The sequence below is a fragment of the Saccharothrix sp. genome, assembly GCF_031180885.1.
Taxonomy (GTDB): Bacteria; Actinomycetota; Actinomycetes; order Mycobacteriales; family Pseudonocardiaceae; genus Actinosynnema.
Genome location: NZ_JAPSLK010000046.1, coordinates 25852 through 51042, shown reverse-complemented (window position 1 = coordinate 51042; position 25191 = coordinate 25852). Strand labels below are relative to the sequence as shown.

Annotated in this window: 25 protein-coding genes and 2 pseudogenes; 12 read left to right on the top strand and 15 right to left on the bottom strand. The window is 71.4% G+C overall.

The window, feature by feature from the left end; genetic code table 11:
- The first annotated feature begins 30 nt into the window (after positions 1-30).
- Positions 31-2313 (top strand): helix-turn-helix domain-containing protein, encoded by a 2283-nt coding sequence (locus RIN75_RS33665; protein ID WP_309116115.1) that lies wholly within the window; start codon positions 31-33, stop codon positions 2311-2313.
- A 117-nt stretch (positions 2314-2430) separates the two neighbouring features.
- Here RIN75_RS33665 and RIN75_RS33660 read toward each other — a convergent pair whose 3' ends face one another.
- From RIN75_RS33660 to RIN75_RS33650, 3 genes are read right to left on the bottom strand one after another with little or no spacing between them, the layout of a single operon-like run.
- A complete protein-coding gene (locus RIN75_RS33660) occupies positions 2431-2814 on the bottom strand; it encodes a Rid family detoxifying hydrolase (protein WP_309116114.1) in 384 nt (127 codons plus the stop codon).
- A 15-nt stretch (positions 2815-2829) separates the two neighbouring features.
- On the bottom strand, positions 2830-3579 hold the full coding sequence (locus RIN75_RS33655; RefSeq protein ID WP_309116113.1) for an IclR family transcriptional regulator: 750 nt from the start codon (positions 3577-3579) through the stop codon (positions 2830-2832).
- Positions 3576-4544: a sugar kinase gene (locus RIN75_RS33650; protein WP_309116112.1), complete on the bottom strand. Its 969-nt coding sequence runs from the start codon at positions 4542-4544 to the stop codon at positions 3576-3578. The genes RIN75_RS33655 and RIN75_RS33650 overlap by 4 nt, the downstream gene beginning before the upstream one ends.
- Before the next feature lie 169 nt (positions 4545-4713).
- On the opposite strand from RIN75_RS33650, the gene RIN75_RS33645 reads away from it, so the two are divergent.
- The 3 genes from RIN75_RS33645 to RIN75_RS33635 are packed head-to-tail and all read left to right on the top strand — an operon-like array spanning position 4714 to position 8966.
- Positions 4714-5973 (top strand): amino acid deaminase, encoded by a 1260-nt coding sequence (locus tag RIN75_RS33645; protein ID WP_309116111.1) that lies wholly within the window; start codon positions 4714-4716, stop codon positions 5971-5973.
- 15 nt (positions 5974-5988) lie between these two features.
- Complete coding sequence (locus RIN75_RS33640) at positions 5989-7575, top strand: D-aminoacylase (RefSeq protein ID WP_309116110.1); 1587 nt, start codon at positions 5989-5991, stop codon at positions 7573-7575.
- Positions 7572-8966, top strand: a complete 1395-nt coding sequence (locus tag RIN75_RS33635) for a gluconate:H+ symporter (protein WP_309116109.1) — start codon at positions 7572-7574, stop codon at positions 8964-8966. Before RIN75_RS33640 ends, RIN75_RS33635 begins: the two co-directional genes overlap by 4 nt.
- A gap of 47 nt (positions 8967-9013) precedes the next feature.
- Here RIN75_RS33635 and RIN75_RS33630 read toward each other — a convergent pair whose 3' ends face one another.
- A complete protein-coding gene (locus RIN75_RS33630) occupies positions 9014-9880 on the bottom strand; it encodes a hypothetical protein (RefSeq protein ID WP_309116108.1) in 867 nt (288 codons plus the stop codon).
- Between the two features lie 87 nt (positions 9881-9967).
- On the bottom strand, positions 9968-11131 hold the full coding sequence (locus RIN75_RS33625; protein ID WP_309116107.1) for an NAD(P)/FAD-dependent oxidoreductase: 1164 nt from the start codon (positions 11129-11131) through the stop codon (positions 9968-9970).
- Positions 11132-11206: 75 nt separating this feature from the next.
- On the opposite strand from RIN75_RS33625, the gene RIN75_RS33620 reads away from it, so the two are divergent.
- Positions 11207-11800 carry a TetR family transcriptional regulator gene (locus RIN75_RS33620; RefSeq protein WP_309116106.1) on the top strand — a complete coding sequence of 198 codons (594 nt, stop codon included), beginning with the start codon at positions 11207-11209 and terminating at the stop codon, positions 11798-11800.
- A 1-nt stretch (position 11801) separates the two neighbouring features.
- On the opposite strand, the gene rnhA is transcribed toward RIN75_RS33620, so the two are convergent.
- From rnhA to RIN75_RS33600, 4 genes are all read right to left on the bottom strand, one after another.
- A complete protein-coding gene (gene rnhA / locus RIN75_RS33615) occupies positions 11802-12254 on the bottom strand; it encodes a ribonuclease HI (RefSeq protein WP_309116105.1) in 453 nt (150 codons plus the stop codon).
- A gap of 13 nt (positions 12255-12267) precedes the next feature.
- Complete coding sequence (locus RIN75_RS33610; protein ID WP_309116104.1) at positions 12268-12588, bottom strand: hypothetical protein; 321 nt, start codon at positions 12586-12588, stop codon at positions 12268-12270.
- Positions 12549-12800, bottom strand: a complete 252-nt coding sequence (locus RIN75_RS33605) for a hypothetical protein (protein WP_309116103.1) — start codon at positions 12798-12800, stop codon at positions 12549-12551. The genes RIN75_RS33610 and RIN75_RS33605 overlap by 40 nt, the downstream gene beginning before the upstream one ends.
- Before the next feature lie 460 nt (positions 12801-13260).
- Complete coding sequence (locus tag RIN75_RS33600; RefSeq protein WP_309116102.1) at positions 13261-13695, bottom strand: DUF1801 domain-containing protein; 435 nt, start codon at positions 13693-13695, stop codon at positions 13261-13263.
- On the opposite strand from RIN75_RS33600, the pseudogene RIN75_RS33595 reads away from it, so the two are divergent.
- The 4 genes and pseudogenes from RIN75_RS33595 to RIN75_RS33580 all read left to right on the top strand — a co-directional run.
- A pseudogene (locus tag RIN75_RS33595) lies at positions 13694-14124 on the top strand (class I SAM-dependent methyltransferase); the annotation flags it as partial. The gene RIN75_RS33600 and the pseudogene RIN75_RS33595 sit on opposite strands and share 2 nt — an antisense overlap.
- A gap of 197 nt (positions 14125-14321) precedes the next feature.
- A complete protein-coding gene (locus RIN75_RS33590; RefSeq protein ID WP_309116100.1) occupies positions 14322-14465 on the top strand; it encodes a hypothetical protein in 144 nt (47 codons plus the stop codon).
- Between the two features lie 42 nt (positions 14466-14507).
- Positions 14508-15113 carry a hypothetical protein gene (locus RIN75_RS33585; protein WP_309116099.1) on the top strand — a complete coding sequence of 202 codons (606 nt, stop codon included), beginning with the start codon at positions 14508-14510 and terminating at the stop codon, positions 15111-15113.
- Between the two features lie 95 nt (positions 15114-15208).
- Complete coding sequence (locus RIN75_RS33580; RefSeq protein WP_309116098.1) at positions 15209-16075, top strand: hypothetical protein; 867 nt, start codon at positions 15209-15211, stop codon at positions 16073-16075.
- Positions 16076-16118: 43 nt separating this feature from the next.
- Here RIN75_RS33580 and RIN75_RS33575 read toward each other — a convergent pair whose 3' ends face one another.
- Entirely contained in the window at positions 16119-16796 is a 678-nt protein-coding gene (locus RIN75_RS33575) for an MBL fold metallo-hydrolase (RefSeq protein WP_309116097.1), read from the bottom strand.
- Positions 16797-16923: 127 nt separating this feature from the next.
- Here RIN75_RS33575 and RIN75_RS33570 point away from each other — a divergent pair.
- Positions 16924-17859 (top strand): annotated as a pseudogene (locus RIN75_RS33570) (acyltransferase family protein); the annotation flags it as partial.
- A gap of 104 nt (positions 17860-17963) precedes the next feature.
- On the opposite strand, the gene RIN75_RS33565 reads toward RIN75_RS33570, so the two are convergent.
- Entirely contained in the window at positions 17964-18752 is a 789-nt protein-coding gene (locus RIN75_RS33565; protein ID WP_309116096.1) for a maleylpyruvate isomerase family mycothiol-dependent enzyme, read from the bottom strand.
- Positions 18753-18981: 229 nt separating this feature from the next.
- On the opposite strand from RIN75_RS33565, the gene uvrA reads away from it, so the two are divergent.
- Entirely contained in the window at positions 18982-21858 is a 2877-nt protein-coding gene (gene uvrA / locus RIN75_RS33560; RefSeq protein WP_309116095.1) for an excinuclease ABC subunit UvrA, read from the top strand.
- Positions 21859-21862: 4 nt separating this feature from the next.
- Positions 21863-22330 carry an SRPBCC family protein gene (locus RIN75_RS33555; protein WP_309116094.1) on the top strand — a complete coding sequence of 156 codons (468 nt, stop codon included), beginning with the start codon at positions 21863-21865 and terminating at the stop codon, positions 22328-22330.
- Between the two features lie 6 nt (positions 22331-22336).
- On the opposite strand, the gene RIN75_RS33550 is transcribed toward RIN75_RS33555, so the two are convergent.
- From RIN75_RS33550 to RIN75_RS33535, 4 genes are all read right to left on the bottom strand, one after another.
- The gene (locus RIN75_RS33550; RefSeq protein WP_309116093.1) at positions 22337-22681 is read right to left on the bottom strand and encodes a hypothetical protein; all 345 of its coding nucleotides are present in this window, start codon (positions 22679-22681) and stop codon (positions 22337-22339) included.
- Positions 22678-23070, bottom strand: coding sequence for a hypothetical protein (locus RIN75_RS33545; RefSeq protein ID WP_309116092.1), 393 nt, complete (start codon positions 23068-23070; stop codon positions 22678-22680). Before RIN75_RS33545 ends, RIN75_RS33550 begins: the two co-directional genes overlap by 4 nt.
- Before the next feature lie 194 nt (positions 23071-23264).
- Complete coding sequence (locus tag RIN75_RS33540) at positions 23265-23861, bottom strand: response regulator transcription factor (protein WP_309116091.1); 597 nt, start codon at positions 23859-23861, stop codon at positions 23265-23267.
- 186 nt (positions 23862-24047) lie between these two features.
- A complete protein-coding gene (locus RIN75_RS33535) occupies positions 24048-25187 on the bottom strand; it encodes a PLP-dependent aminotransferase family protein (protein WP_309116090.1) in 1140 nt (379 codons plus the stop codon).
- Positions 25188-25191: the final 4 nt, after the last annotated feature.

Here is a 25191-nt window from a genome sequence, read left to right as displayed (position 1 = left end):
GCGTCTCCCTCCCGCACTAATCTGGCCGGAGTGGGGACGACGTTCGGCGGACTGCTGCGCGAGTACCGGCAGCGCGCGAGGCTGACCCAGGAGGAGTTGGCCGAGGGTTCGGGGGTCAGCGTCCGCGCGATCAGCGACATGGAACGCGGTCGGGCCAAAGGGCCGCAGCGGCGCACGGTGGAGGCGTTGGCGGGCGTGCTCGCCCTGTCCGACGCGGAACTCCGGCAGCTGGCCGACGCGGCCAAGGATGGTCGGGTGCGCAGGCAGCCCGTGGTGGCGCAGTGCGCGCTGCCGCCGGACATCGCGGACCTGACCGGGCGCGAGCGGGCACTGGAGGTGCTGGCCACGATCGCCGACCGCGCCGAGACGTCCGTGGCGGTCGTGCACGGGCCGCCGGGCGCGGGCAAGACGAGTCTGGCCGTGCGCGCGGGGTACCGGCTGGCCGACCGTTACCCGGACGGGTGTTTCTTCTTCAACCTCCGCGGCATGGACGCGCGTCCGCTGCACCCGGCGGAGGTCGTGCACCGGATGCTGCTCGCGTTGGGCGTCGAGGAGTCGCGGGTGCCGGCGGGCGAGGCGGAGCGCTCGGACCTGTACCGGGAGCTGCTGCGCGACCGGTCCACGCTGCTGGTGCTGGACAACGCCGCCGACGAGGCCCAGGTGCGGCCCCTGCTGGCCACCGGCCGGCGGTCGCTGGTGCTGATCACGTCCCGGCAGGTGCTGGGCGGGTTGGAGGCGGTGGCGCGGCTGGCGCTGGACGTGCTGGGGCCGGCCGAGTCGGTGGACCTGCTGGCCGCGATCGCGGGGCCGCGGGTCGCCGCCGAGCCCGAGGAGTCCGCGCGGGTGGCCAAGCTGTGCGGGCACTTGCCGCTGGCGCTGCGGATCGCGGGCAACCGGCTGGCCAGCCGTCCGAAGTGGACGGTCGCGCACCTGGCGGGGCAGCTCGCCGACGAACGCCGCCGGCTGAGCGCGTTGACCGCGGGCGACCTCCAGGTCCGGACGGCTTTCGAGATGTCCTACCGGCAGTTGGGCGGCAAGGCGGCTTTGCTGTTCCGGCGGCTGTCGACGCTCCCCGGCGCTTCGTTCACACCGGAACTCGCGGCGGTCGCGGCGGGCATGGACCGGTACGAGGCCGAGGACACGCTGGAAGAGCTGGTGGACGTCAGCCTGCTCGACACCGCCGAGACGCCCGGCCGGTACGTCTTCCACGACCTGGTCCGGGTGTTCGCCGGGGAACGGCTGGCCGAGGAGGAGCCGGACCACGAGGAGACCCGCACGCGGGTGGCCCGGCACCTGCTGGGCACGGCGGTGGCGGCGGCCGGGTTCTACGGTCCGGACGCCCGCGACACGCCGACGGAGTTGTTCGCGGACAAGGACGACGCGGACGCGTGGCTCGCCGCCGAGACCTCCGGCTGGCTGGGCGCGCTGCGCTGGGCGTCGGCGCGCGGCCTGCACCGCGCTGTGCTGGACCTGGCCACCGCCATGCACTGGTACTCCGACCAGCGCGGACGCGGTGAGACGTGGGTCGAGGTGTTCACCGCGGGGGTCGCGGCGGCGCGGGCGCTGGGCAGCGTGCGGGACGAGGCCGTGCAGCTGAACTTCCTGACCTGGACGCTGTGCGTGCTGCTGCGCCGGCCCGCGGACGCGTTGGCGCTGCACGAGGAGGCCTGGAACGCGGCGGTCGCGGCCGGTGACGTGCGGGAGCAGGCGTGGGCGATGCACTACCGGGCCGCGTCGGAGATGCACTCGGGTGCGCTGGAGTCGGCCCGGGAGAGCGCGGGGCGGGCACGGGAGCTGTTCCAGGTGGCCGAGTATCCGTTGGGCGAGCAGATCTCGTTGTCCTGCTTGGGATTGGTGCTGCACGGGCTGAAGCGGTACGAGGAAGCGGTGGAGGTGCACCGGAGCCTGTTGGCGGGCGTGCGCGCCGGGGTGCTGGACCTGTCGCCGGTGATGATCACGGAGATGCTGGGCAGCCTGCTCGTGCGCACCGCCAACAGCCTGGCCGAGCTGGGCCGCTGGCCGGAGGTGCTGGAGACGGCGACCGAGGCCGTCGAGCACTCGGTCGCCGCCACGGCGCCCAACACGACGAGCGACGCGCGCGCGTTGCGCGGGCTGGCCCTGTACCGGCTCGGTGAGCTGGAAGAGGCGCGGACGGAGTTGCTGGAGGCGGTCGCGGTGGCGACGCGGCAGCGGCACCGCCGGCTCGTGCACGCGTTGGAGGTGCTGGCCGACGTCCACGACGACCTCGGCGACCCGGCGGCGGGAGGGGAGTGCCGAACCCGGGCCGCCGAGCTGCGGTCAACCGATCGGTGACGCGTTCCTGGCCATCGACGCGGTCCTTTCCTGGGGGTGACCCCAGCCAACCGCCGGGGCCGGGCGCGCACCACGCAGAAGTACCGGCAGAAGTACGCGCCCGTCTCGATACGACCGTCAGTCGAGGACCGCGAGGGCGTCGATCTCGACCAGCAGGCCGGCGGGGAGGCCGACGTAGACCGTGGTGCGGGCGGGGAAGGGCTGCTGCGTGACGACCTCGTTGTAGACCTCGTTCATCTCGCCGAACCGGGAGGTGTCAGTGAGGTAGACGCGCATCATCACCACGTCGTCCATCGACGCGCCACCCGCTTCCAGGACGGCCGCGACGTTGCGCAGCGCCTGGCGGGTCTGCTCGGCAACGGTCTCGCCGACGATCTCGCCGGTGGCGGGGTCGAACGCGACCTGGCCCGCGACTTGCAGGACGTTGCCCTTGCGGACGCCCTGCGAGAACGACGCCACCGGGGTGGGCGCGTTCGGCGTGCGGATCTCGGTCTTGGCCATGTTCTGGAACTCCTGTCAGTCGCGCGGTGTGTAGCCGCATTCGAGGGACGCCGCCCGCGCGGTCGCGAGCAGGTCGGGGAGGTGGCCGAGGAGGCCGTCGAAGTCGAGGAGGACCTTGGGCACGGACATCGACACCGCTGCCAGGACTTCGCCGCGCGCGCCCCGGATGGGTGCCGCGATGCAGTGGATGAAGTCCTCGTGCTCGGCGTTGTCGACGGCGTAGCCGCGCTCGCGGACGCGGGCCAGTTCCGCCAGGTACGCCTCGGGCGTGGTGATGGTGTTGGCGGTCAGCGGGACGTAGTCGATCTCCTGCGCGACCTCGCGGCGGCGCGGTTCGGGCAGGTCGGACAGCAGGACCTTCGCCACTGCCGTGCAGTGCAGCGGGGCGCGGCGGCCGATGCGGGAGTACATGCGCATCGGGTGGGTGCTGTCGTACTTGTCGATGTAGATGACCTCGCCGCCCTCGTAGGACGCCAGGTGCACGGTGTAGCCGAGTCTGGAGTTCAGGTCGCGCAACGCGGGTTCGGCGGCGCGCCGGACGTCGCGCTCCTCCAGCGCCCGGTTGGCCAGGTCGAACAGGGCGGTGCCCAGCCGGTAGTGGTGGACGCCGTCGCGGCGCACGAACCGGTGCGACTCCAGGGTGCGCAGCAGCCGGAGCGTGGTGGACTTGTGCACGTCGATGACGGCGGACAGCTCGTCGAGCGTCTTGGCGCCCTTGGCCAACTCCCCCATCAGCGTCAACGCCCGGTCCAGGCTCTGGCTCATGGCACTCTCCTCAGGTGCGCGGCGGCCCACGTCGGCGGGTCGGCGGACAGCAGCGGCCCGGTCACCTCGGGCGGCAGCGGTTCGCCCACATCTTCGCTGGTGAGCAGGGCGGCGGCGGCCTGGAGGTGCCCGGCGCGCAGCCGGCGTGTCGGCGGCAGGCCCGCGAGGTGCGCGGCGAGGTACCCGGCGGCGAAGCCGTCACCGGCCCCGACCGGCTCCACGACGTCCACCCTCAGCGCTTCCTGGTAGGTGAACGCGCCGTCCTCGGCCAGGGTCGCGCCTTCCGCGCCCTGCTTCACGACCAGGGTCGACGGGCCGGGCAGCAGGGTGCGCAGCTTCTCCGGGTCACCGGTCCCCCACACCGCCTCGGCCTCGTCCGCGCCGGCCAGCACGACATCGGCGGAGTCGGCCAACTCCAGCAGGACGGTGGGGTCCCGGTCGGCCCACAACGCCGGCCGCCAGTTCAGGTCGAACGACACCAGGTGCTCTCGCGGGCCTCGCAGCACAGCCCTCAGCAGTTCGAGGCAACTGTCCGACAGCGCGGCCGTGATCCCGCTGACGTGCACCAGCCGAACGCCGTCCAACTCAAGCCCGTCAAGCACTTCCGGCCCCATCGCCGAAGCCGCCGAGCCGGACCGGTAGTACCGCGCATGACTGCCCGACGGGTCGGATTCCTTCACGTACAACCCGGTCGGCCTGGTCGCATCCACCCGCACGTCCGACACATCGACCCCCGCGCCACCGACGTAGTCGAGCACGGCCCCACCGAAGGCGTCATCTCCGACCGCAGACACCCAGCGGCTCCGCAAACCCAGGCGCGCCAGGTGGATGGCCACGTTCGACTCGGCACCACCGATCGCCCGCGTCCACGTGCGCACCGAACGCACCGGACCGGGTTCGGCGGGCACCAACACGACCATCGTCTCGCCCAGGCACACCACGCCGCCCGATAGGTCGAACCGCATCCGCATGTCCTCCGTGTGGGATTGCCTCGGCTTCGCCGAGGCGGGCGGGGCCGCTTCGGGTGTCGCGACCCCGCCGGTTCATTGACGAGGCGGCAGGCGAATGTTACACATCTCGGCATCACATCGCGCAATAGCCGTTGCGAAATATGCAACGTGAGGAGCGAGACACGTGGACATCGACCGGGACGCCGTCGCCGCACTCCGCGACGAGCGGATCGACTGGCGGTTCAAGGGCCTGCCCGCGAGCGCGTTCGGCGCGACCGTGGGCGAGGTCGCGCGACGCCGGCTGGACCTGTTCGCCGACGGCTTCGTCGGACCGCTGGTCGTGCTGGACGCCGCCGCGCTGGAGCACAACCTGGCGACCATGGCCGCGTGGTGCGACAAGCACGGCGTGCTGCTGGCCCCGCACGGCAAGACGACCATGGCACCGCAGCTGTTCGCCCGCCAGCTCGACCACGGCTCGTGGGGCATCACCGCCGCCAACACCAGCCAAATGCGCGTCTACCGGGCGTTCGGGGTCGGCACGATCCTGCTGGCCAACCAGCTCGTGGATCCGGCCGGCCTGCGCTGGGTGGCCGATGAACTGGCCCGGCACCCGGACTTCGAGTTCACCTGTTGGGTGGACTCCGTGGCGGGCGTCGAGCGGATGACCGAAGCCCTGGGCACCCTCACCCGACCGGTCGACGTGCTGGTCGAACTCGGTGCCGCGGGTGGCCGGACCGGAGCACGCGACCTGCCGACCGCCATCGAGGTCGCGAAGGCCGCCCGGCAGAGCCCCGCCCTGCGGCTGGTCGGCGTAGGCGGCTACGAAGGCGCGCTCGCGCACGACGCCACCGACGACTCCCGGGCGACCATCGACGCCTACCTGGACAACCTGCGCGTGCTCGCCATCGGCGTCCACGACCTGTTCGAGGTGCCCGACCCGATCGTCACCGCCGGCGGCAGCGCGTACTTCGACCAGGTGGCCACCGCCCTCACCCGACCGTGGCCGTTCCCGGTCCGGCCGGTGCTGCGCAGCGGCGCGTACATCACCCACGACGACGGCTTCTACCGCGGCATCTCCCCGCTCGCCCGCACGCCCGGCGAACAGCCGTTCAAGCCGGCGCTCAAGGCGTGGGCGCAAGTGACTTCACGCCCGGAACCCGGCCTCGCCCTGCTGACCATGGGCAAGCGGGACGCGTCCTTCGACGAGGGCCTGCCCGAGCCGCAACTGCTCCGCACCCGCGACGGCGTCCGCCCGCTCAAGGGCGAGGTCACCGCGCTCAACGACCAGCACACGTTCCTGGCCCTGCCCGCGGGCGAAGCGGTCGAGGTCGGCGACTGGGTGGGCTTCGGCCTCTCCCACCCCTGCACGGTGTTCGACAAGTGGCAACTGCTCCCGGTGGTCGACGGCACCACCGTCGTCGACCTCGTGCGCACGTACTTCTAGAGAGGGGACGGCGGCGTGGACATCGTCTTCAAGGGCGCGCTCGTGGTGGACGGCACCGGCGCGCCCGGCTACCGGGCGGACGTGGGCGTCGAAGATGGCCGGATCGCCGAGATCGGGCAGGTGTCCGGGAAGAAGGTGGTGGACGCGGACGGGCTGGTGCTCGCGCCCGGGTTCATCGACATGCACTCCCACTCCGACCTCCAGGTGCTCGCCAACCCGGACCACCTGGCCAAGGTGTCCCAGGGCGTGACCACGGAGGTCATCGGGCAGGACGGGCTGTCCTACGCCCCGGTCGACGACGACGTCCTCGCCGCCCTGCGCGCCCAGCTCGCCGGGTGGAACGACGACCCGGCCGGGTTCGACTGGAACTGGCGGTCGGTCGGCGAGTACCTCGACCGGCTCGACCGGGGCATCGCCGTCAACGCCGCCTACCTCGTCCCCCAGGGCACGCTGCGGATGCTGTGCGTCGGCTACGACGACCGGCCCGCCACCGAGTCCGAAATGGACCGGATGCGCGAAGTCCTGGCCCGCTCGCTGGAGGAAGGCGCGGTCGGCATGTCGTCCGGCCTCACCTACACCCCCGGCATGTACGCCGACGACGCCGAGCTGAAGGCGCTGTGCCGGGTCGTCGGCGAGCTGGGCGGCTACTACAGCCCCCACCACCGCAGCTACGGCGCGGGCGCGCTGGAGGCGTACGCGGAGATGGTGGACGTCTCGCGCGAGTCCGGTTGTCCCCTGCACCTCGCCCACGCCACGATGAACTTCGAGGTCAACCGGGGCCGCGCGGGCGAGCTGCTGGCCTTGCTGGACGACGCCATCGCGGCGGGCGCGGACATCACCCTCGACACCTACCCGTACCTGCCGGGCGCGACCTACCTGTCCGCGCTGCTGCCCAGTTGGAGCGGCGAAGGCGGTCCGGAGAAGACCCTGGAACGCCTGGCCGACCCGGACACCCGCGAACGCATCCGCGCCGAGATCGAGGAGATCGGCTCGGACGGCTGCCACGGCGTGCCGGTCGACTGGGAGAGCATCGAGATCAACGGCGTCCGCAAGGCCGAGAACGCCCACCTGGTCGGCAAGTCCGTCGCGCAGTCGGCGCGCGAGGCGGGCCGGCCGCCGGCCGAGCTGTACTTCGACACCCTGCTGTCCGAGCGACTGGGCACGTCGTGCCTGATGCACGTCGGCCACGAGGAGAACGTCCAGGCGATCATGCGCCACCCCGCGCACACGGGCGGCAGCGACGGCCTGCTGGTCGGCGCCCGGCCGCACCCGCGCGCGTGGGGCACGTTCCCCCGCTACCTGGCGCGGTACGTGCGCGAGCTGGGCGTGCTGAGCCTGGAGGAGTGCGTCGCGCACCTGACCGGACGGGCTGCCAAGCGTTTGCGCCTGACCGACCGGGGGCTCGTCCGCGAAGGTTTCGCGGCGGACCTGGTGCTGTTCGACCCGAACGAGGTCGCCGACACCGCGACCTTCGACCAGCCCCGGCGGGCCGCCGCGGGCATCCCGCACGTCGTCGTCAACGGGGTCCCCGTGATCGACGGTGGCAGGCGCACCGACGCCCTGCCCGGCCATTCCCTGCGAAACACCCGGAGCCGCGCATGATCGACTGGTTGCAGCATTCCACCGGCGGGCTGCTCACGCTGTCCGCGCTCAGCATCGCCCTGCTGCTGGTGCTGATCATCAAGGTGAAGGTGGAGCCCTTCATCGCGTTGCTGGTGGTCGGCCTGCTGGTGGCGCTGGCCGCCGGGCTGCCGGTGGAACAGCTCGTCGGGTCGGCGCAGAAGGCGTCCGGGTCGCTGCTGGAGACCGGGTTCGGCGGCATCCTCGGGCACGTCGCCGCGATCATCGGCCTGGGCACGCTGCTCGGCGCGATCCTGGAGGCGTCCGGCGGCGCGGAGGTGCTGACGCGGTCGTTGCTGCGGTCGTTCGGGGAGAAGCGCGCTCCGCTGGCCATGGGCCTGGCCGGGTTGATCTTCGGTGTGCCCGTGTTCTTCGACATCGGCATCTTCGTGCTGGCGCCGCTGGTGTACGTGGCGGCCAAGCGGTCGGGTCGGTCGATCGTGTTGTACGCGATGCCGTTGCTGGCCGGTCTGTCCGTGATGCACGCGTTCATGCCGCCGCACCCCGGACCCGTCGCCGCGGCCGGTCTGCTGAAGGTGTCGCTGGGCTGGATCATCATCATGGCGCTGGCCGTGGCGATCCCGGCGTGGCTCATCGGTGGCGTGATCTTCTCGGCGTGGGTGGGCAAGCGCGTCAACGTTCCCGTGCCGGAGGAGATGCTGGCGGCCGCGGAGAAGGTGCGGGCCGAGGAGGGTCGGGGCGAGCCGCCGTTGTCGCTGGTGCTCGGGATCATCCTGGTGCCGCTGGTGCTGATCCTGGCCGGCACGTTCGGGTCCATCCTGCTGGCCAAGGGTTCCACGCTGTACGGGGTGTTCACGTTCTTCGGCACGCCCGCCGTGGCGTTGACCATCGCGGTGCTGCTGGCGTTCTGGCTGCTCGGTTTCCGGCGCGGGATGACGCGGCAGCAGGTGACCGAGCTGTCCGCGGCGTCGCTGCGGCCGGTGGCGATGATCCTGCTGGTGGTCGGCGCGGGCGGGTTCTTCGGCGCGGTGCTGTCGGCGACCGGCGTGGGCAAGGTGCTGGCGACCGAGCTGTCGGACCTGGGTCTGCCGGTGATCGCACTGTCCTATGTGATCAGTTGCGGGATGCGGATCGCGCAGGGGTCGGCGACGGTGGCGATCGTGACGACGACCGGGATCGTGGCGCCGGTGGTGGGTGACCTCGGGTATTCCCAGCCGCAGTTGGCGCTGGTGGTCATGGCGATCGCGGCCGGGTCGATCATCGCCTCGCACGTCAACGACGGCGGGTTCTGGATCGTGTCGCGGTACTTCGGGTTGTCGGTCAAGGAAACCCTCCAGACGTGGACCGTGCTGGAGACGATCCTGTCCGTGGTCGGGTTCGCGGTGGCGGCCCTGTTGAGCCTGGTGGTGTAGCCGGGAAAAGCGCCTGTGCCCCGGCGGGGGCACAGGCGCGCTCTCGGTCAGGCCTTGGAACCGTCGGGTTCGGCCGCGAACCACACGCCGCCGACGCCGTGGCCCTTGGCCTCGCCGCACACCTTGTCCTCGGCGAACAGGTACAGCGGCCAGCCCGCCACGGTGACCTGCTTGGTGCCGTCCTTGCGGGTGACCGTGCCGACGAGCGCCTTGTCCACGCCCTGCACCTCGAAGTTCTCCGACTCCACCAGCAGCGGCGGCCACTTGACCGCGCAGTCGCCGTCGCAGTTCGACGTCGGCGGCTTGGCGGTGTCCTTGTCGAAGCGGTACAGGGTCATGCCGTCCTTGTCGGTCAGCACGGTGCCGAGCTTGCCCACGGACGCCGTGGTCAGCGCCAGGCCGGTCGCCGCCTGCTGCGCCTTCTTGCCGTCCGGCGCGGCGACGAACCACGTGCCGCCGACGCCCTGGCCCTTGGCGTCACCGGGCGCGGAGTCCTGCGCGAAGTGGTACATCGGCCATCCGTTCACGGTGATCTGGCGGGTGCCGTCCGCGCGTTCGATGGTGTCGACGAGCTTGTCGTCGACACCCGCGACCTTGACCTCTTCGCCCTGTGCCACGGCGGGCGGCCACTTCTGCGCGCACTCACCGTCGCAATTGGACACTGACGGACTCGCGGTGTCCTTGTCGAACCGGTAGAGCGTCAGGCCGTCGCCGTCGGTCAACACGGTGCCCAGGCCCGGCACGACCGCCGTGGCCAGTTCCGACTCCTGCGCGAGGGCGTTGGCTCCCGCTTGCGGCGCAACGACTTCCGGCGCGGCGGGCACGGCGGTCCCGGGCTGCGCGGCCTGGCCGCACGCGCCGAGCAACGCGACCCCGACGAGTGCCCCGAACAAAGCCGCACGAGTGCGGATCATGGTGAACCTCCTTGGGTGATCGCGGCGTTCGCGGCGACCGACTGCCACCTACACGGACGGCAGTGCCCAGTGGTTCAACCGGATTTCTCAGTCCACGGCCGGCTCGCGGAACGCGGCGCGCTTGAGCGGGGGCACCGCTTCTAACAGGCGCAGCACCGACTTGAAGACCACCTTGCCCGCGCGGTTGCCCGACACGAACTGGCGGGCGCTGCGCAACGACGCCTTCACCGCCGCGAACCCGTACTCGCGCATCCGGCTCTCGTAGTCGGCGATCGCGTCCAACGGCTCGCGCTCCACCAGGTTGCGGCACAGCAGTCGTGCGTCGCGCAGCGCCGTGTTGGCCCCGATGCCGCGCATGGGCGTCATGCTGTGGATGGCGTCGCCGAGCAGCGTCACGGTCGTCGGCCGCCACGGTTCGACCGGCGTGGAGGTGCGGATCGGCCAGTGCGCGACCTCCACCGCCGGCGTCTCGCGGACCAGGCGCACCAGGTCCGGGTGCCAGTCCGCAACCGCTTGCGCCACCTCGGTTTTGAGGTCGCCCGACGCGTCGAACCCGTCCGCCGCGTACGCCCACATAAGGTAACCCTCGCCGGAGAGGACGTGCGGGGCCAGGAACATGCCCGCCGGGCGGCGCGGGATGACCGACAGCGGGTTGTCCAGCATCTGGCGCGGCAGCCACGCCCGGGTCTCCGGGGTCAGCGGCAACTTGCCCGCGATGGCCGTGATGCCGGTGTCCACCCGCTTCGCGTGCGGCAGGTACCGGGCGCGCACGGCCGAGTTCGCCCCGTCCGCGCCGACCAGCACGTCGCACCGGACGGACGAGCCGTCGGCGAAGTGCGCGGTGATCCGGCCGTCCACGTGCTCGTACCGGGTGAACTTGCGGTCGAAGTGCGCGTCGAGGCCGTCCAGCAGGATCTCCCGGAGGGTGACGCGGCTGACGGAGTGGTGCGCCCGTTCCGGCGCGGCTTCCGGGACGTCGAGGGTCATCAGCGGCGTGAGGCGGTCGTCGACGAACCCGAAGCCCGACGCGAACCCGGCCGTCTCGACGAACCTGCGCCACAGGTGCGGCGGCAGGCAGTCGTGCAGCGCCTGGGACCCGTGCGGGTCGATGTGCAGGCGGTACCCCTGGAGGCGGTCGGTCGGCGTGCGGTCCCGCTCGTGCACCGAGACCTCGACGCCAGCCTGCTTCAGCCCCTGCGCCAGGCACAGGCCGCCGACACCGCCACCGATCACTGCTACGTGGATGCTCATGCCGGCAACTATCATCCGATTGGTTGATTAAGTCAACCGTGCGTTTGAAACTCTTCTTCGGCTACCGTTGCCGACGTGCCACGCCGCTCCCCCGACACCGAGGAACGCAAGCGCGACCCCGAGCGCACGAAGGCGCGCATCGTCGAGGCGGCGGTGGCCGAGTTCGGCGCGAAGGGGTTCGCCGCGACCAGGGTCAGCGCCATCGCCGACCGCGCGGGCGTGAACAAGCAGCTGATCTCGTACTACTTCGGCGGCAAGGAAGGCCTGTTCAAGGAGATCACCGGCCGGTGGCTCCAGCACGCCGACGTGCTGCGGGAGGGTCCGATGGCCGAGGTCGTGCGCAGGTTCGCGCTGAGCACCGCGACCCACCGCGACTGGGCGCGGCTGCTGGTGTGGACGAACGTGACCGAGGACGACGCGCCCGCCGACCAGGGCGAGGCGGAGTACTTCAAGGCCCAGGTCGAGGACGTGAAGCGGCGGCAGGCCGAGGGCGAGATCCCGGCGGACGTCGACCCGGCGGCGTTCCTGCTGGCCGTGACGGCGGCGGCGAGCGCGACCGTGTTCATGCCGCAGATGGCCCGGCGCATCACCGGCCAGGACCCGACGTCACCGGAGTTCACCGAGCACTACGCCGAACAACTGGCCCGCCTGGTCCGCCACCTGGGCTGATTCAGCCCCCGGAACGCGCCTCCTGGACGCCGAGCACGGCCAGCCGGTCGGCGCGCTCGTTGTCGACGTGGCCGGCGTGGCCCTTCACCCAGTGCCATTCGACCTGGTGCGGCGCGGCGGCCTCGTCCAGTCGGCGCCACAGGTCGGCGTTCTTGACCGGCTGCTTGGCTGAGGTCTGCCAGCCGTTGCGCTTCCAGTTGGCCATCCACGACGTGACGCCGTTGCGGACGTAGGTGCTGTCGGTGTAGATCCGCACGACCGACGGCCGGGTCAGGCTCTCCAGCGCCCGGATCGGCGCCATGAGTTCCATCCGGTTGTTCGTGGTCGGCCCGGCGTCGCTGCCGTAGAGGTCCTTCTCGTGCTGCCCGTACCGCAGCACGGCACCCCACCCGCCGGGACCGGGGTTCCCGCTGCACGCCCCGTCGGTGTAGATCTCGACCACGCCCTCACCCACCCGGGCAATCTACCTACTCCCGCACCTCGGCCCACCACAGGTGGTCCCGCGCCCGCGTCGCCGCGACCAGCCGCTGCCGCGCGAGCAGTTCGGCGTGTTCGGCGGGCACCGGGCCGTCCCGGGTCACCTCCACCACCAGCACGCCCTGGAAGTCCGGCCCCTTGGCGCGGTGGACGGTGCCGACCTTCAGCCGGTCGTCGACCTCGCCGGCGAAGTCCTCCAGCGCGCACACCCCGATCCCCGCCGACTTCAGCAACGCGGCGCAGCGGTGGGCGGAGGCGTTGGAGGACGTGATCAGGGCGGCCTGGCCGAGCGGCACGGGCAGTTCGCGCACCGCCTTCGCGAGCGCTTCCCCAGTTCCGGCCAGGTGCCGTGCCACCGCCGCGCCTCGCCGCCGGGCGCCGCGACCTCCGCGTCCCGGAGGGTGACGCCGGCCGCGCCGTCCAGGTCGTCGACCGCGTTGTCGGCGTCGAAGCCGCGCGCGAAGTCGAGCACCCGCTCCCGGTTGCGGTAGTTGACCCGCAGCGCCTCGCCCCGGCCCTGCACCGGGATGCCCGCGTCGGACAGCCGCCGGCATCCGGCGTGCCCTCACCGACCACCGCGTAGTGGATCGCGCTGCCCGCCAGCACCTGACCCTGCGGCCCCCCGGATACCCGAGCAGGTCTCCCTCGGCGTGCCGGACCGCCGCACGGCCGTCGTCCAGCGGGCCGCCGACCACGGCGGTGACCCCGTTGGCGCCGACCAGGAACAGGTCCGCCCGGTCCCGGCGGGCGAGGTCCTGGCGGGCGAGGACGCGCCAGCCGTCCGCGGTCTGGGCGACGATGGCCGCCACGGTCCTGCGGGTTGCCGGCCCGGCCTCCGGCCACGCCCGTCGGACCGGTTCGCCCGCCTGCCGCTGAACCCGCCGCCACGCGTGCGCGCTGAGTGCCACCGGACCTCCGTGCCGTCACCTGGTGTGACGAACATAGGCGGTGACAGCGTTACCGAAGCCGGGATCGGAGTTCGATCACCCGGATGCCGCCTTCTTGACCTTGCCTGCGCCTCGCTCGGCCTTGCCCGCACCTTGCTTGATCTTGCGCCAGCCGCCGGCCCGGTTGTTGGCGATGATGTGGCGGAGCAGCTCCACCAGGGCCGGGGCGTTGATCGGGTCGTCGCGGTAGATCGAGATCATCCGGCCGGTCTTGTTGTCGTGGCCGGCGGTGATGATGCCGTGCGGGTCGGGGACGATCGCCCCGTCGTACAGGAAGACGTTGACGTGGTCCTTCGTCGCGAGCAGGGCGCAGACGTTGCCCTGGAGGACGAAGTACGGGCGGTTGGTGAACTTGATGGTCTCCTCGATCTCGGGGTCCGCCTCGTGCACCAGGGCGCGCACGCGGCGGCAGATGTCCTGCTGCCACTCGGGCAGGGCGTCGATGTAGTCGTTCACCCGCGGATCGGTCATGGCCCGCTCCCTTCTCTCCTCGATGAGTAGAAACCCGGTCGCGGATTTCGACATGATCGGACGAGAATCCCCGCTCGTGTTCCCGGACTTCGCCCGCGCACCGAACATCGCCGGCCACCCCGACGTGTACGAGCGGGAGAACGAGGCGATCGACCCGACCGGTGTGCTGTGGCGGGCACTGCGCGCCGAGGTGGACTGGGCCGGGCGCACGATCGTCGACCTGGGCTGCGGCACCGGCTTCTGGCTCCCCCGCTACGCCGCCGACCCCGGCACCACGGTCATCGGCGTAGAACCCGACCCAGACCTCCGCGCACGCGCCACCGCCCGGGTCCAGACCCCCGTCCTAGCAGGCTCCGCCGAACACCTCCGCTGGAAGACGCCTCCGTCGACGTCGTCCACGCCCGCTTCGCCTACTTCTTCCCGCCGGACTGCGAACCGGGCCTGCACGAGGTCCTGCTGGTGCTCAAGCCGGGCGGCCACCTGGTGGTCATCGACAACGACTGGCGCCACGGCGAGTTCGGCGCGCTTTTGAGCCACTCCACCTGGGCCACCGCCCAGGGCACAGCCGACACCACCGACGAGTGGTGGCACCACCACGGCGCCCGCCGCACCGAGGTGATGTCGTCGTGGCGCTGCCGCGACGCGGCAGAACTGGAGTCGGTCCCGCGCATCGAGTCCCCCCGGAGGTGGTCGACAACTGGCTCACCACCCACCCCGACCGCCACGAAATCAGCTACGGCTGCACCCTCTTCACCGTGACCGCCGGGTAGACCGGTGGGTTGCTTCCGGCCCGTTGGGCGAGGATGGCAAGGGTGAAGTGGACACGTGCGGTGCACCACCTGCGCGACTTGGCGGCGAAATGTGCCGAGCTGGACGGCCGGCCGAGTTCGATCTACCGGTTCCGGGTCGTTCGGTTGTGGGCGGTCGGTGACGTCCTCGGGCCGGCTCGCGATCTCGAGCACGTCACCGTGGCGTTGGCGGTCGACCTTCCCGTGGACGAGGTGCCGTGGCGGGGTGAGCCGCTTGGCGCGGAGCACTGGCTCCACGCCACCCGGGTGGCGAAGAACCCGATCGTGCCGCTGTGGCGATCGGTGCACGGCCCGGTCTGGAACCACCACGTCGAACGCCCGGCCCTGGTGTGGGACTCGACGAGCGGGGTCGTCGAGGACACGCTGACCGCGTTGGCGGAAGGGCGGGGTGACCGGGTTCGGCTGAGCGCGCCGAGCACGGACGAGCTGCGTGCGCGCCTCGACGACGAGTTGGCGGTGAGCCTTCGTGCGCTGCGTGGTCGGACGCGCGTCTACGAGGAGCAGCGCTGGCGTCCGGGCAAGCTCCAACCCGTCGCGGACGACCTGTGGCGCGTCACCGACGGCTACCTCGACCTGCTGGACGCCCTCGCGCGTCTGCGGACCCGCTGATCTCGAACAGTCCGCCCGATGGCTACGCTGACGCCCGCGTGGCAAAGGTGTTCAAACAGACCTCTTCCCCTCCGAGCGGGTGAACTGGACGGGCAGTGAGCGAGTACCAGTACTACGAATTCCTGGCGGTCGACCGCCCTCTGGACGATGCCGAGCAGGCCGAGGTCCGATCCATGTCCACCCGCGCGACGATCACGGCCACCAGCTTCGTGAACGAGTACCACTGGGGCGACTTCAAGGGTGACGTCAGCAGCTTGATGGAGCGCTACTACGACGCACACCTGTACGTGGCGAACTGGGGCACCCACCGGGTGATGTTCCGCCTGCCGAACAGCCTGCTCGATCCTGAGGTCGTCGACGACTACCGCGTGGACGACCAGGTGAGGGCCTGGACCGCGGACGAGTTCGTCGTGCTCGACTTCGTCAACGAGGACGAGGCCGGCGACTTCGACTTCGACTACGACGCCGAAACGCTGCTGCCGGAGATCGTCGGAGTCCGCGCCGAACTCGCCGCCGGCGACCTCCGACCGCTCTACCTCGCCTGGCTCGCCGCGTACGGCGTCTGGGAACGCGACGAAGACGCCTTCGACCGCGAAGCCGACAACGAGATCGAGCCACCGGTCCCGCCCGGTCTGGGCACGCTCACCGCGCCACAGCGGGCGCTGGCCCACTTCCTCCGCCTCGACGACGACCTGCTCGCGATCGCGGCTGCGACGAGTCCGCCGCTCGGCAGGATCGCCGACGACCCCGCCGACCTCACCGCTTGGGTGACCCGCCTGCCGGTCGCCGAGAAGGACCGCGTCCTCGAACGGGTCGTCCGGGGCGAGGCCGCGCGAGTGCGGATGGAACTGCTGCGCCGCTTCCGCGACGACACCACCCCGAACGTCCCGGCACCGACCCGCCGGACCGTGGGCTTCCTGCTCGACGAAGCAGCACGTCGACGGGCTGGCCGACCGGGCTAGGCACGACCGGGGCCGTCCGACCGATGGGACGGCCCCGTCACGATCACCAGCCTCGGGCGCGCCACTCCTCCAAGTGGGGGCGTTCGCGGCCCAACGTCGAGTCGTCGCCGTGGCCTGGGTAGAACCACGTGTCGTCGGGCAGCACGTCGAAGATCCGTTCCTTCACGTCGTTGAACAGCGACGTGAAGTCCTCCGGAGACGTCGTGCGACCCACCCCGCCCGGGAACAGCGAGTCACCGGTGAACAGGTGCGCCCCCTCCGAAGGCGACCGGTACAGCAGCGCGATCGACCCCGGCGTGTGGCCGCGCAAGTGGATCACCGTCAGAGGTACCTGACCCACCATCACCGTGTCGCCGTGGGACACCAACTGGTCCGGTGGGATCGGCAGCACCGGCGCGTCCAGCTCGTGCGCCACCGTGTTCGAGCCGTTCGCGCCCGCCACCGCGCCCAGAGCGCCCCAGTGGTCCTGGTGGCGATGGGTTGTGACAACGGTCTTCAGGCGTGGGCGTTCCACGGAGTGGCCGACGAGGTCCGAGAGGCGGGTTGGGTCGGCGGCCGCGTCGATCAGCAAGGCCTCGTTGGTCGCACGGCACACCAGCAGGTACGCGTTGTTGTCCATCGGCCCGACGCTGACCTTCGTGATGGTCAGTTCGCCCAGCGTGCGGCGGGCGGCGGGGCCGTTCGGGGTGACGTGTCCCGTGTAGTCCTCAAGTACGTCCACGAGGGCCGACGGTAGTCCAAAGGGCACCCTTCAGGGTCCGTACAGGTTGCTCCAATAGGCTTAGTAACGATCACGCCAGTCAAGACGATGTAACTTGATTACGCACCGAACTGGGTAACTCAGCCTCGTGCCTTCTCCTCGCCGGATCAACTGGGACGTCCTGCGCATCCTGGCCGTGGCGGCTGTCCTGCTCCAGCACGCCACCCACGCCGGCCCGTCCGTGCACCCCGAACTCAGCCCGCCCCTGTTCACCGTCTCCCTGGAGATGGGCGCCAGCACGCTGGTCGTCATCTCCGCCTTCTTCGCCTGCGCCTCCCTCGCCAAGGGCCAACCCGCGCGCTTCCTGCGCAACCGCCTCGCCCGCCTGGTCCCCGCCTACGTGGTCGCGGCGGTCTGCACCTACGCGGTCCTCACCCGGCTCGCCCCCGGCGGATGGAGCCAACTCGAACCCCGTGACCTCGTGGTCAACGCGCTCATGCTGCAGAACTGGTTCCCCGACGCCCGCCTGGTCGACTTCTCCTACTGGACCCTCCCCGTCCAGGTCACCGGGTTCGTCGCGGGCGCGCTGCTGGCGTCGCGGGTCCGCGGCAAAGCGTTGAAAGGCCTGCTCTGGGCGCTAGTCGTGGCACCGCTCGTGCTTCGGCTCTGGACCGTCGAACCGGGTGCCCTGCGCACCCTCTACGACGGGTTCGGGATGCACCGCGGTCAGCTCTTCGCCGCAGGCGTGGGGCTGTGGCTGTGGTCAAAGGGGAGGCTGCGCAACGGGCACCTGGCGGCGCTCCTGCTCGCTGCCCTCACCGCCCAAGCCGTGCACAGCGCGGACGTCGTCTCCACGGTCGCGCTCGGCGTCCTGCTGCTGGGCGTGGCCGCGTGCGCGAAGGGACCGGACTGGGACGTCGGCCCCGTCCGGTTCCTGCGCCGGCCGATCAAGTGGCTCGCGGGCATCTCCTACGGCGTCTACCTGGTGCATCAGGAGATCGGCTACGTCGCCATGGCCGGGGTCGCGCGCTTCGGACCCGCCGTCGAACTCGCCACCTTCCTGGGCACGGCCGTCGTCCTCGGCTGGCTGCTGACCAAGTTCGTGGAGAAACCCGCGTTCAAGGCGCTGACCGCGAGCCACCGACCGGTCGTGGTGCGGCTGGTGCTGGCCGCCCGCCTGCACTCCGCTCAGAGCCACCTGGGCAGCGTGGGCGCGGTGCCGTTCAGCAGCGCGCCGCTGTGGCGGCCGGTGAGCCACCCCAGCACGTCCGCCGCGGACCCGCTGACCGCCGTCGAACCGCTCCTCGCGGTCAGCTCCCAGCTGCGCTGACGGCCGTCCGGCAGGGTCACGTCCACGCGCACGTCCGGCACGTCGGCGCGGTCGGCGTACTGGCCGACCGCGTCGTCCAGGAACCCCTCCAGCAGGTGCCCGGGCAGGTCGCGGAACCCGACCCCGGCGTCCAGGTCGACCAGGTGGAACCACACCTCGCGCAGCCGCAGCCACGGCACCCGGTGCGCGAGCAGGACACCGCTGTGCGGGTGCACGACCTCCGCCTCCCACGCGGTCGCCGGCAGGTCGCGGGCCGCGGCGGCGAACCGCTGGCAGGCCGCGTCCAGGTCGGCGCGCAGCAGTTGTGGCTGGCGGCCGGCACCCTCCTCGATGTCGGCGTCGCGGTCGGCGGCGCTGGGGTACATGGGGTGCTCGACGCCGGTCTTCGCCCACGTCAGCAGGTTGACCAACGCGTCGGCGTTGCGTGCGAGATGTGTCACGACATGTGCCCGGGTCCAGCCGGGCAACAGGCTCGGTCCGCGCAGAAGCACGTGGTCAAGGGCGTCGACGGCCTCGTAGAGAGCCTGTGTCGCCCGCTCGACTTCGGCGAGGCCGGCGACGGCGTCCTGCGCGGCCGCCGACTGCTCGCGCGGCGCGGGTACGCTCGTCTCGGCGGATCGGACCTGGGCGGCATCAGCGAAGCTCATGGGCACCTCATCCCCGGCGTCTGCGGCCGAATGGCCTATCGTCCCAGCGTAGGGGCGATCGCTACCGACCGGTAGAGCCGTTGGCGCACGATCGCGGTGGGACCCACCCGTTTTTGTCGGTGCTCGCCCCTAGCATGGGACGCGCCCTCCCCGACAGGCCTGTCGAGGTGGTCCAGTACGCTTTTCGAACGTCTGTTCGGGGGATGGCCGAATACCGAAGGGAACCGTCGTGGCTGACCGCCTCGTCGTACGCGGCGCACGCGAGCACAACCTGCGAGGGGTGGACCTCGACCTGCCGAGGGACAGCCTCATCGTGTTCACCGGGCTGTCCGGCTCGGGCAAGTCCAGCCTCGCCTTCGACACGATCTTCGCCGAGGGCCAGCGCCGCTACGTGGAGTCGCTGTCGGCCTACGCGCGCCAGTTCCTCGGGCAGATGGACAAGCCCGACGTCGACTTCATCGAGGGCCTGTCGCCCGCGGTGTCGATCGACCAGAAGTCGACCAGCCGCAACCCGCGCTCGACCGTCGGCACCATCACCGAGGTCTACGACTACCTGCGCCTGCTCTACGCCCGCGCGGGCAAGCCGCACTGCCCCACCTGCGGCGAGGCCATCTCCAAGCAGACGCCGCAGCAGATCGTCGACCAGGTCCTCGCGATGGAGCAGGGCACCAAGTTCCAGGTGCTCGCGCCGGTCATCCGGGGCCGCAAGGGCGAGTACCTCGACCTGTTCTCCACGCTGCAGTCCCAGGGCTACTCGCGGGCGAAGGTCGACGGCGTGGTCTACGCGCTGGGCGACGTGCCCAAGCTCAAGAAGCAGGAGAAGCACCACATCGCGGTGGTGATCGACCGGCTCACCGTCAAGACCAGCGCCAAGCAGCGGCTCACCGACTCGGTGGAGACCGCGCTGCGGCTGGCCGACGGCCTGGTCGAACTGGAGTTCGTCGACGTCCCGGAGAACGACCCGAACCGGGTGCGCGGCTTCTCCGAGAACCTGGCCTGCCCCAACGGCCACCCGCTGGCGATCGAGGACCTCGAACCCCGGTCGTTCTCGTTCAACTCCCCCTACGGCGCGTGCCCCACGTGCACCGGCATCGGCGTGCGCAAGGAGGTCGACCCGGAGCTGGTCGTCCCGGACGACGAGCTGTCGCTGTCCGAGGGCGCCATCGCGCCGTGGGCCACCGGCCAGACCGCCGAGTACTTCGCCCGCCTGCTGGAGGCGCTGGCGCTGACCATCGGGTTCCGCATGGACACCCCGTGGCGCCAGCTGCCCGCCAAGGCGCAGAAGGCGATCCTGCACGGCGTTCCCGAGCAGGTGAACGTCCGCTACAAGAACCGGTACGGCCGCGAGCGCTCCTACTACGCCAACTACGAGGGCGTGATCCCGTTCCTGGAGCGCCGCCAGGAGCAGACCGAGTCCGAGTACATGCGGGAGAAGTACGAGGGCTACATGCGGGAGGTGCCGTGCCCGGTGTGCCAGGGCACCCGCCTCAAGCCGGAGATCCTGGCCGTCACGCTGCACCACGGCCGCAAGGGCGACAAGTCCATCGCCGAGGTCTGCGCCATGTCGGTGCAGGAGTGCTCCGAATTCCTCGACGGGCTCAAGCTGGGCAAGCGCGAGGCGATGATCGCGGGCGCGGTGCTCAAGGAGATCCAGGCCCGCCTGCACTTCCTCCTCGACGTCGGCCTCAACTACCTGTCCCTCGACCGGGCCAGCGCCACGCTTTCGGGTGGTGAGGCGCAGCGCATCCGGCTGGCCACCCAGATCGGGTCCGGCCTGGTGGGCGTGCTGTACGTGCTGGACGAGCCGTCCATCGGCCTGCACCAGCGCGACAACCACCGCCTGATCGAGACCCTGACCCGCCTGCGCGACCTGGGCAACACGCTGATCGTGGTCGAGCACGACGAGGACACCATCCGCACCTCGGACTGGGTGGTCGACATCGGCCCCGGCGCGGGCGAGCACGGCGGCCAGGTCGTGCACAGCGGCCCGTACGCCGAACTGCTCAAGAGCAAGAAGTCGATCACCGGCGACTACCTGTCCGGCCGCAAGCAGATCCCGATGCCGACCAGTCGGCGCAAGGTGGACAAGAAGCGCCAGCTCACCGTGGTCGGCGCGCGCGAGCACAACCTGCGCGGCATCGACGTGTCGTTCCCGCTGGGGTGCCTGGTGTCGGTCACCGGCGTGTCCGGCTCGGGCAAGTCCACGCTGGTCAACGACATCCTGGCGACGGTGCTGGCGAACAAGCTCAACGGCGCCCGCCAGGTGCCCGGCCGGCACACCCGGGTCAAGGGCCTGGAGCTGGTCGACAAGCTGGTGCAGGTCGACCAGTCCCCGATCGGCCGCACGCCGAGGTCCAACCCGGCCACCTACACGGGCGTGTTCGACCACATCCGCAAGCTGTTCGCGGCCACCACCGAGGCGAAGGTGCGCGGCTACCAGCCGGGCCGGTTCTCGTTCAACGTCAAGGGCGGTCGCTGCGAGGCGTGCGCCGGCGACGGCACCATCAAGATCGAGATGAACTTCCTGCCGGACGTCTACGTCCCGTGCGAGGTGTGCAAGGGCGCGCGCTACAACCGCGAGACCCTGGAAGTGCACTACAAGGGCAAGACCATCTCCGAAGTCCTGGACATGCCGATCGAGGAGGCGGCGACCTTCTTCGAGCCGATCAACTCGATCCACCGGCACCTGCGCACCCTGGTCGACGTCGGCCTCGGCTACGTCCGGCTGGGCCAGCCCGCGCCCACCCTGTCCGGCGGCGAGGCGCAGCGCGTGAAGCTGGCCTCGGAGCTGCAGAAGCGCTCCACCGGCAAGACGGTGTACATCCTCGACGAGCCCACCACGGGCCTGCACTTCGAGGACATCCGCAAGCTGCTGGGCGTGATCAACGGCTTGGTCGACAAGGGCAACACGGTGATCGTGATCGAGCACAACCTCGACGTGATCAAGGTGTCGGACTGGCTGGTCGACATGGGTCCCGAGGGCGGTTCGGGCGGCGGCATGGTCGTCGCCGAGGGCACCCCGGAGGACGTGGCGGACGTGGCGGAGAGCTACACGGGCCAGTTCCTCCGCGAGGTGCTGGGCTCCGACGCGGCGGCCGCGGGGTAGTCCGATGTCGCTGCACCGCTACCGGTTCCGCAGCGTGTGGACGGTGGACAGCCCGCCGGCCGAGACCTTCGACGTGCTCGCGGACCTCGGCAGCTACCCGAAGTGGTGGCCCGAGGTCCGCGCCGCGCACCAGGTGGGCGAGCAGGCGGCCCGGCTGCACTGCCGTTCGCTGCTGCCCTACGACCTGGTGTTCGAGGCCCACCACAACGCCAAGGAGCCCGAGTCGGGGCTGCTGCGCGCGGACCTGGTGGGCGACCTGGAGGGCACGGTGAGCTGGCGCGTGCTGCCCGAGGGACGTTCGGGGTCGCGCCTGCTGTACGTGCAGGAGGTCGAGGTCACCAAGCCGCTGTTGCGCCGGCTGGCGCTGGTGGCCCGGCCGTTGCTGAAGGCCAACCACGAACTGATGATGCGCAACGGCAGGCGCGGCTTGCGCACGTACCTCGCGGGCTTCCGGGCCGCGCGCGGCGAGTGACCCGGGTCAGATCTGCGGGCAGACGTCGTACATGATCTTGAAGAGCCGGTCGGACTCCGGGGAATTGCCCACGGGCAGCTTGAAGTAGGCCTTGGTGGCCTCGACGCACTGGGTCAGCAGGTCGCGTTCCGCGTCGAGGTCGTTCTGCCGGGAACGCTTGTCCGCCAACGACTTATCCGCTTCCTCCCGCTCTTTCGCCACCTCGCCGGCGGTGGTCTCCCGGGCCGCCCGCGCGGCGGTCAGGCGGTCGGTCTCGTTGCGCTCGTTGATGAACAGGACCGTGAACACGGCCGCCGTGGCCAGGAACAACGCGGCGACGGCGGACAGGGCGATGATCGGGGCGCGGCTCATCGGCAGGCCACCTCCACGCGGTCGATCGCGGCGGCCAGGGCGGGCTGGTTGCCGTCGCGGGCGGCGATGATCGAGTCCTTGGCGGGGTCGGCGCACTTGTGCAGCTCGGCGTTCTCCGACTCCAGCGACGAGATCTTCTCGGTCGTCTCCTGGATGGCCTTCCGGGTGTCGGACAGTTCGGCGCGGCGGTCGTCCACCTGGCGGGTGGCGTCGTCGAGCGCGCGGGACGCGGTGGTGCGGTCCTGGCGGGCGTCGTTCCACAGGGCGGCCATGGTGCCCGCGGCTCCCAACGCCAGCACGACCAGAAGTGCCAGGACGACCACGACCGGGCGGGTCCTGGAAGCCGGTTGGGGCGGCGGGTACGGCGGCGGCGCGTAAGGGGCGGTCATGCGGCGGACGTTAGGTCCGCGCGGGACGGCCCTTCCACGAGATGAGCGGCGGGACTGCGGATCGCCGCTGGTCAGGCGGGGTGGGCGAGTTCCCCGGACCGGGCCGGAGCGGGCCGGGCCGGGGCACGTCGGGCCGGGCCGGGGCACGTCGGAGCGGGCCGGGGCACGTCGGAGCGGTCGGGTCGGGGCGGCGGTCAGAGCCAGCCGTTGTCGTGGGCGGTGGTGACGGCGTCGGCCCGGTCGGCCGCACCCAGCTTGGTCACCGCCGCCGACAGGTAGTTGCGGACCGTGCCCAGCGACAGTCGCAGTCGCCGCGCCACCTCCGGCAACGGCGTGTCGTAGGCGGCCAGCCGCAGGACCTCCAGCTCGCGCGGGGTCAACGGGCACGCGGCCGGCACCAGCACGTCCGCCGCCACCGCCGGGTGCAGGTACCGCCCGCCCGCGTGCACGTGGCGGACGACGTCGGCCAGCACACCGGACGGCGACGACTTCGGCAACACCCCTCGGGCACCGGTCACCAGCGCCTGCCGGGCGTCCGGTACCTCTGCGGCACCGGTCAGCACCACCACCGCGCACGTCGGCAGCAGCCGCGCCAGGTCGCGCGCCACAGCGAACCCGTCCGGCAGCGCAGCCAGCACCACGTCCGGCGCGTGCGCGAGGGCCGACGCGATCGCCGACTCGCCGTCGACGGCCGACGCCACCACGTCGAGGTCGCCCTCCAGCCGCAGCAACGCGGCCAGTGCCACCCGCTCCAAGCCCGACTCGTCGGCCACCAGCACGCGGATGTGCACACCGCCTCCCAACCGGACCGTGCTCGATGGTGCCGCACGGCCCGGCGGGAGCGCATCCGCTACCCCAGGTCTTTCGACGGTTCTTAGCTGGTCGACGGTCCTTACACGGTCGATGGGCTGGGATTGTCGGTGGTGCGTGGGACGGTGGAGACGGGGGCCGGAGGCCGCGCCCGGTACGCCAATGCGCTACCCCAGGGCGATGCCCAGCCTCCGGACGCCCTCGGCGATGTCGGCAACCGTGTTGGTGGTGAACGAGAGCCGCAACGCGGACCGGTCCGGCGAGGTCGCGTAGAACGGTGCGCCGGGCACGAACGCCACGTCCTGCGCCAGCGCCTTGGGCAGCACCTCCGCGGTGTCCACGCCCCCGGGCAGGGTCACCCACACGAACATCCCGCCGTCCGGGTCGCTCCACCGGGACCCGGCGGGCAGCGCCGACGGCAGCGCGGCCAGCATCGCGGCCCGCCGTTCCCGGTAGGCGGCGCACAGGCCGCGGACGTGCGCGTCGAGGTCGTTGTCGGCCAGGTACACCGCGGCGGCGGCCTGGTCGATGGTGGAGGTGTGCAGGTCGGCCGCCTGCTTCACGATCACCAGCGTGCGCAGCAGGTCCGCGGGCGCGCGCAGCCACCCCAGGCGCAGGCCGGGCGCGCCGATCTTGGAGAAGCTGCCCAGGTACAGGACCCGCTCGCTGAACGTAGCCAGCGCCGGCTCCGGCTCGCCCCGGTACCGCAGCTCGCCGTACGGGTCGTCCTCCACCACCCACAGCCCGTGCCGGTCGGCCAGCGCGGCGATCTCGCGCCGCCGCGCGGCGGTCAGCGTCCGGCCGGTCGGGTTGGCGAACGTCGGCACCAGGTACAGCAGCTCGGGCCGTTCCCGCTCGACCACCTCGGCCAGCGCGGCCGGGTCCATGCCGTGCTCGTCGCCCGCGACCGGCACGACCCGCGCGCCGGCGAGCTGGAACGCCTGGAGCGCAGCCAGGTAGGTCGGCTCCTCCACGGCGACCACCGCGCCCGGTTCGAGCAGGGCGGTGACCAGCAGGGTCAACGCCTGCTGGGAGCCGGTGGTGACGAGCAGGTCGGCGGCGTCGGTGGGCAGGCCGCGGGCGGTGAGCCGGGCGGCGACGTGGCCGCGCAGGTCCGCGTCGCCCTCGGTGGGCGCGTACTGGAGGGAGCGGCGGGACACGGCCCGGTCGAAGGCCGCGCGCAGCGCCTCCACGTCGAACAGCTCGGGCGCGGGCAGGCCGCCCGCGAAGGAGATCACCTCGGGCCGGTTGATCAGGGCGAGCAGGTCGCGGACGGGCGAGCTGGCGACGGTGAGCTTCCGAGGCATGGGC

What these genes read in the sequence shown, in the direction of transcription:
- RIN75_RS33660 (WP_309116114.1), bottom strand. Translation starts at nt 2,814, where the DNA reads ATGGCCAAGACCGAGATCCGCACGCCGAACGCGCCCACCCCGGTGGCG.
- RIN75_RS33630 (WP_309116108.1), bottom strand. Translation starts at nt 9,880, where the DNA reads ATGATCCGCACTCGTGCGGCTTTGTTCGGGGCACTCGTCGGGGTCGCG.
- RIN75_RS33655 (WP_309116113.1), bottom strand. Translation starts at nt 3,579, where the DNA reads ATGAGCCAGAGCCTGGACCGGGCGTTGACGCTGATGGGGGAGTTGGCC.
- RIN75_RS33565 (WP_309116096.1), bottom strand. Translation starts at nt 18,752, where the DNA reads ATGAGCTTCGCTGATGCCGCCCAGGTCCGATCCGCCGAGACGAGCGTA.
- RIN75_RS33535 (WP_309116090.1), bottom strand. Translation starts at nt 25,187, where the DNA reads ATGCCTCGGAAGCTCACCGTCGCCAGCTCGCCCGTCCGCGACCTGCTC.
- RIN75_RS33600 (WP_309116102.1), bottom strand. Translation starts at nt 13,695, where the DNA reads ATGACCGATCCGCGGGTGAACGACTACATCGACGCCCTGCCCGAGTGG.
- RIN75_RS33555 (WP_309116094.1), top strand. Translation starts at nt 21,863, where the DNA reads ATGTCGCTGCACCGCTACCGGTTCCGCAGCGTGTGGACGGTGGACAGC.
- RIN75_RS33635 (WP_309116109.1), top strand. Translation starts at nt 7,572, where the DNA reads ATGATCGACTGGTTGCAGCATTCCACCGGCGGGCTGCTCACGCTGTCC.
- RIN75_RS33625 (WP_309116107.1), bottom strand. Translation starts at nt 11,131, where the DNA reads ATGAGCATCCACGTAGCAGTGATCGGTGGCGGTGTCGGCGGCCTGTGC.
- RIN75_RS33650 (WP_309116112.1), bottom strand. Translation starts at nt 4,544, where the DNA reads ATGCGGTTCGACCTATCGGGCGGCGTGGTGTGCCTGGGCGAGACGATG.
- RIN75_RS33550 (WP_309116093.1), bottom strand. Translation starts at nt 22,681, where the DNA reads ATGAGCCGCGCCCCGATCATCGCCCTGTCCGCCGTCGCCGCGTTGTTC.
- RIN75_RS33545 (WP_309116092.1), bottom strand. Translation starts at nt 23,070, where the DNA reads ATGACCGCCCCTTACGCGCCGCCGCCGTACCCGCCGCCCCAACCGGCT.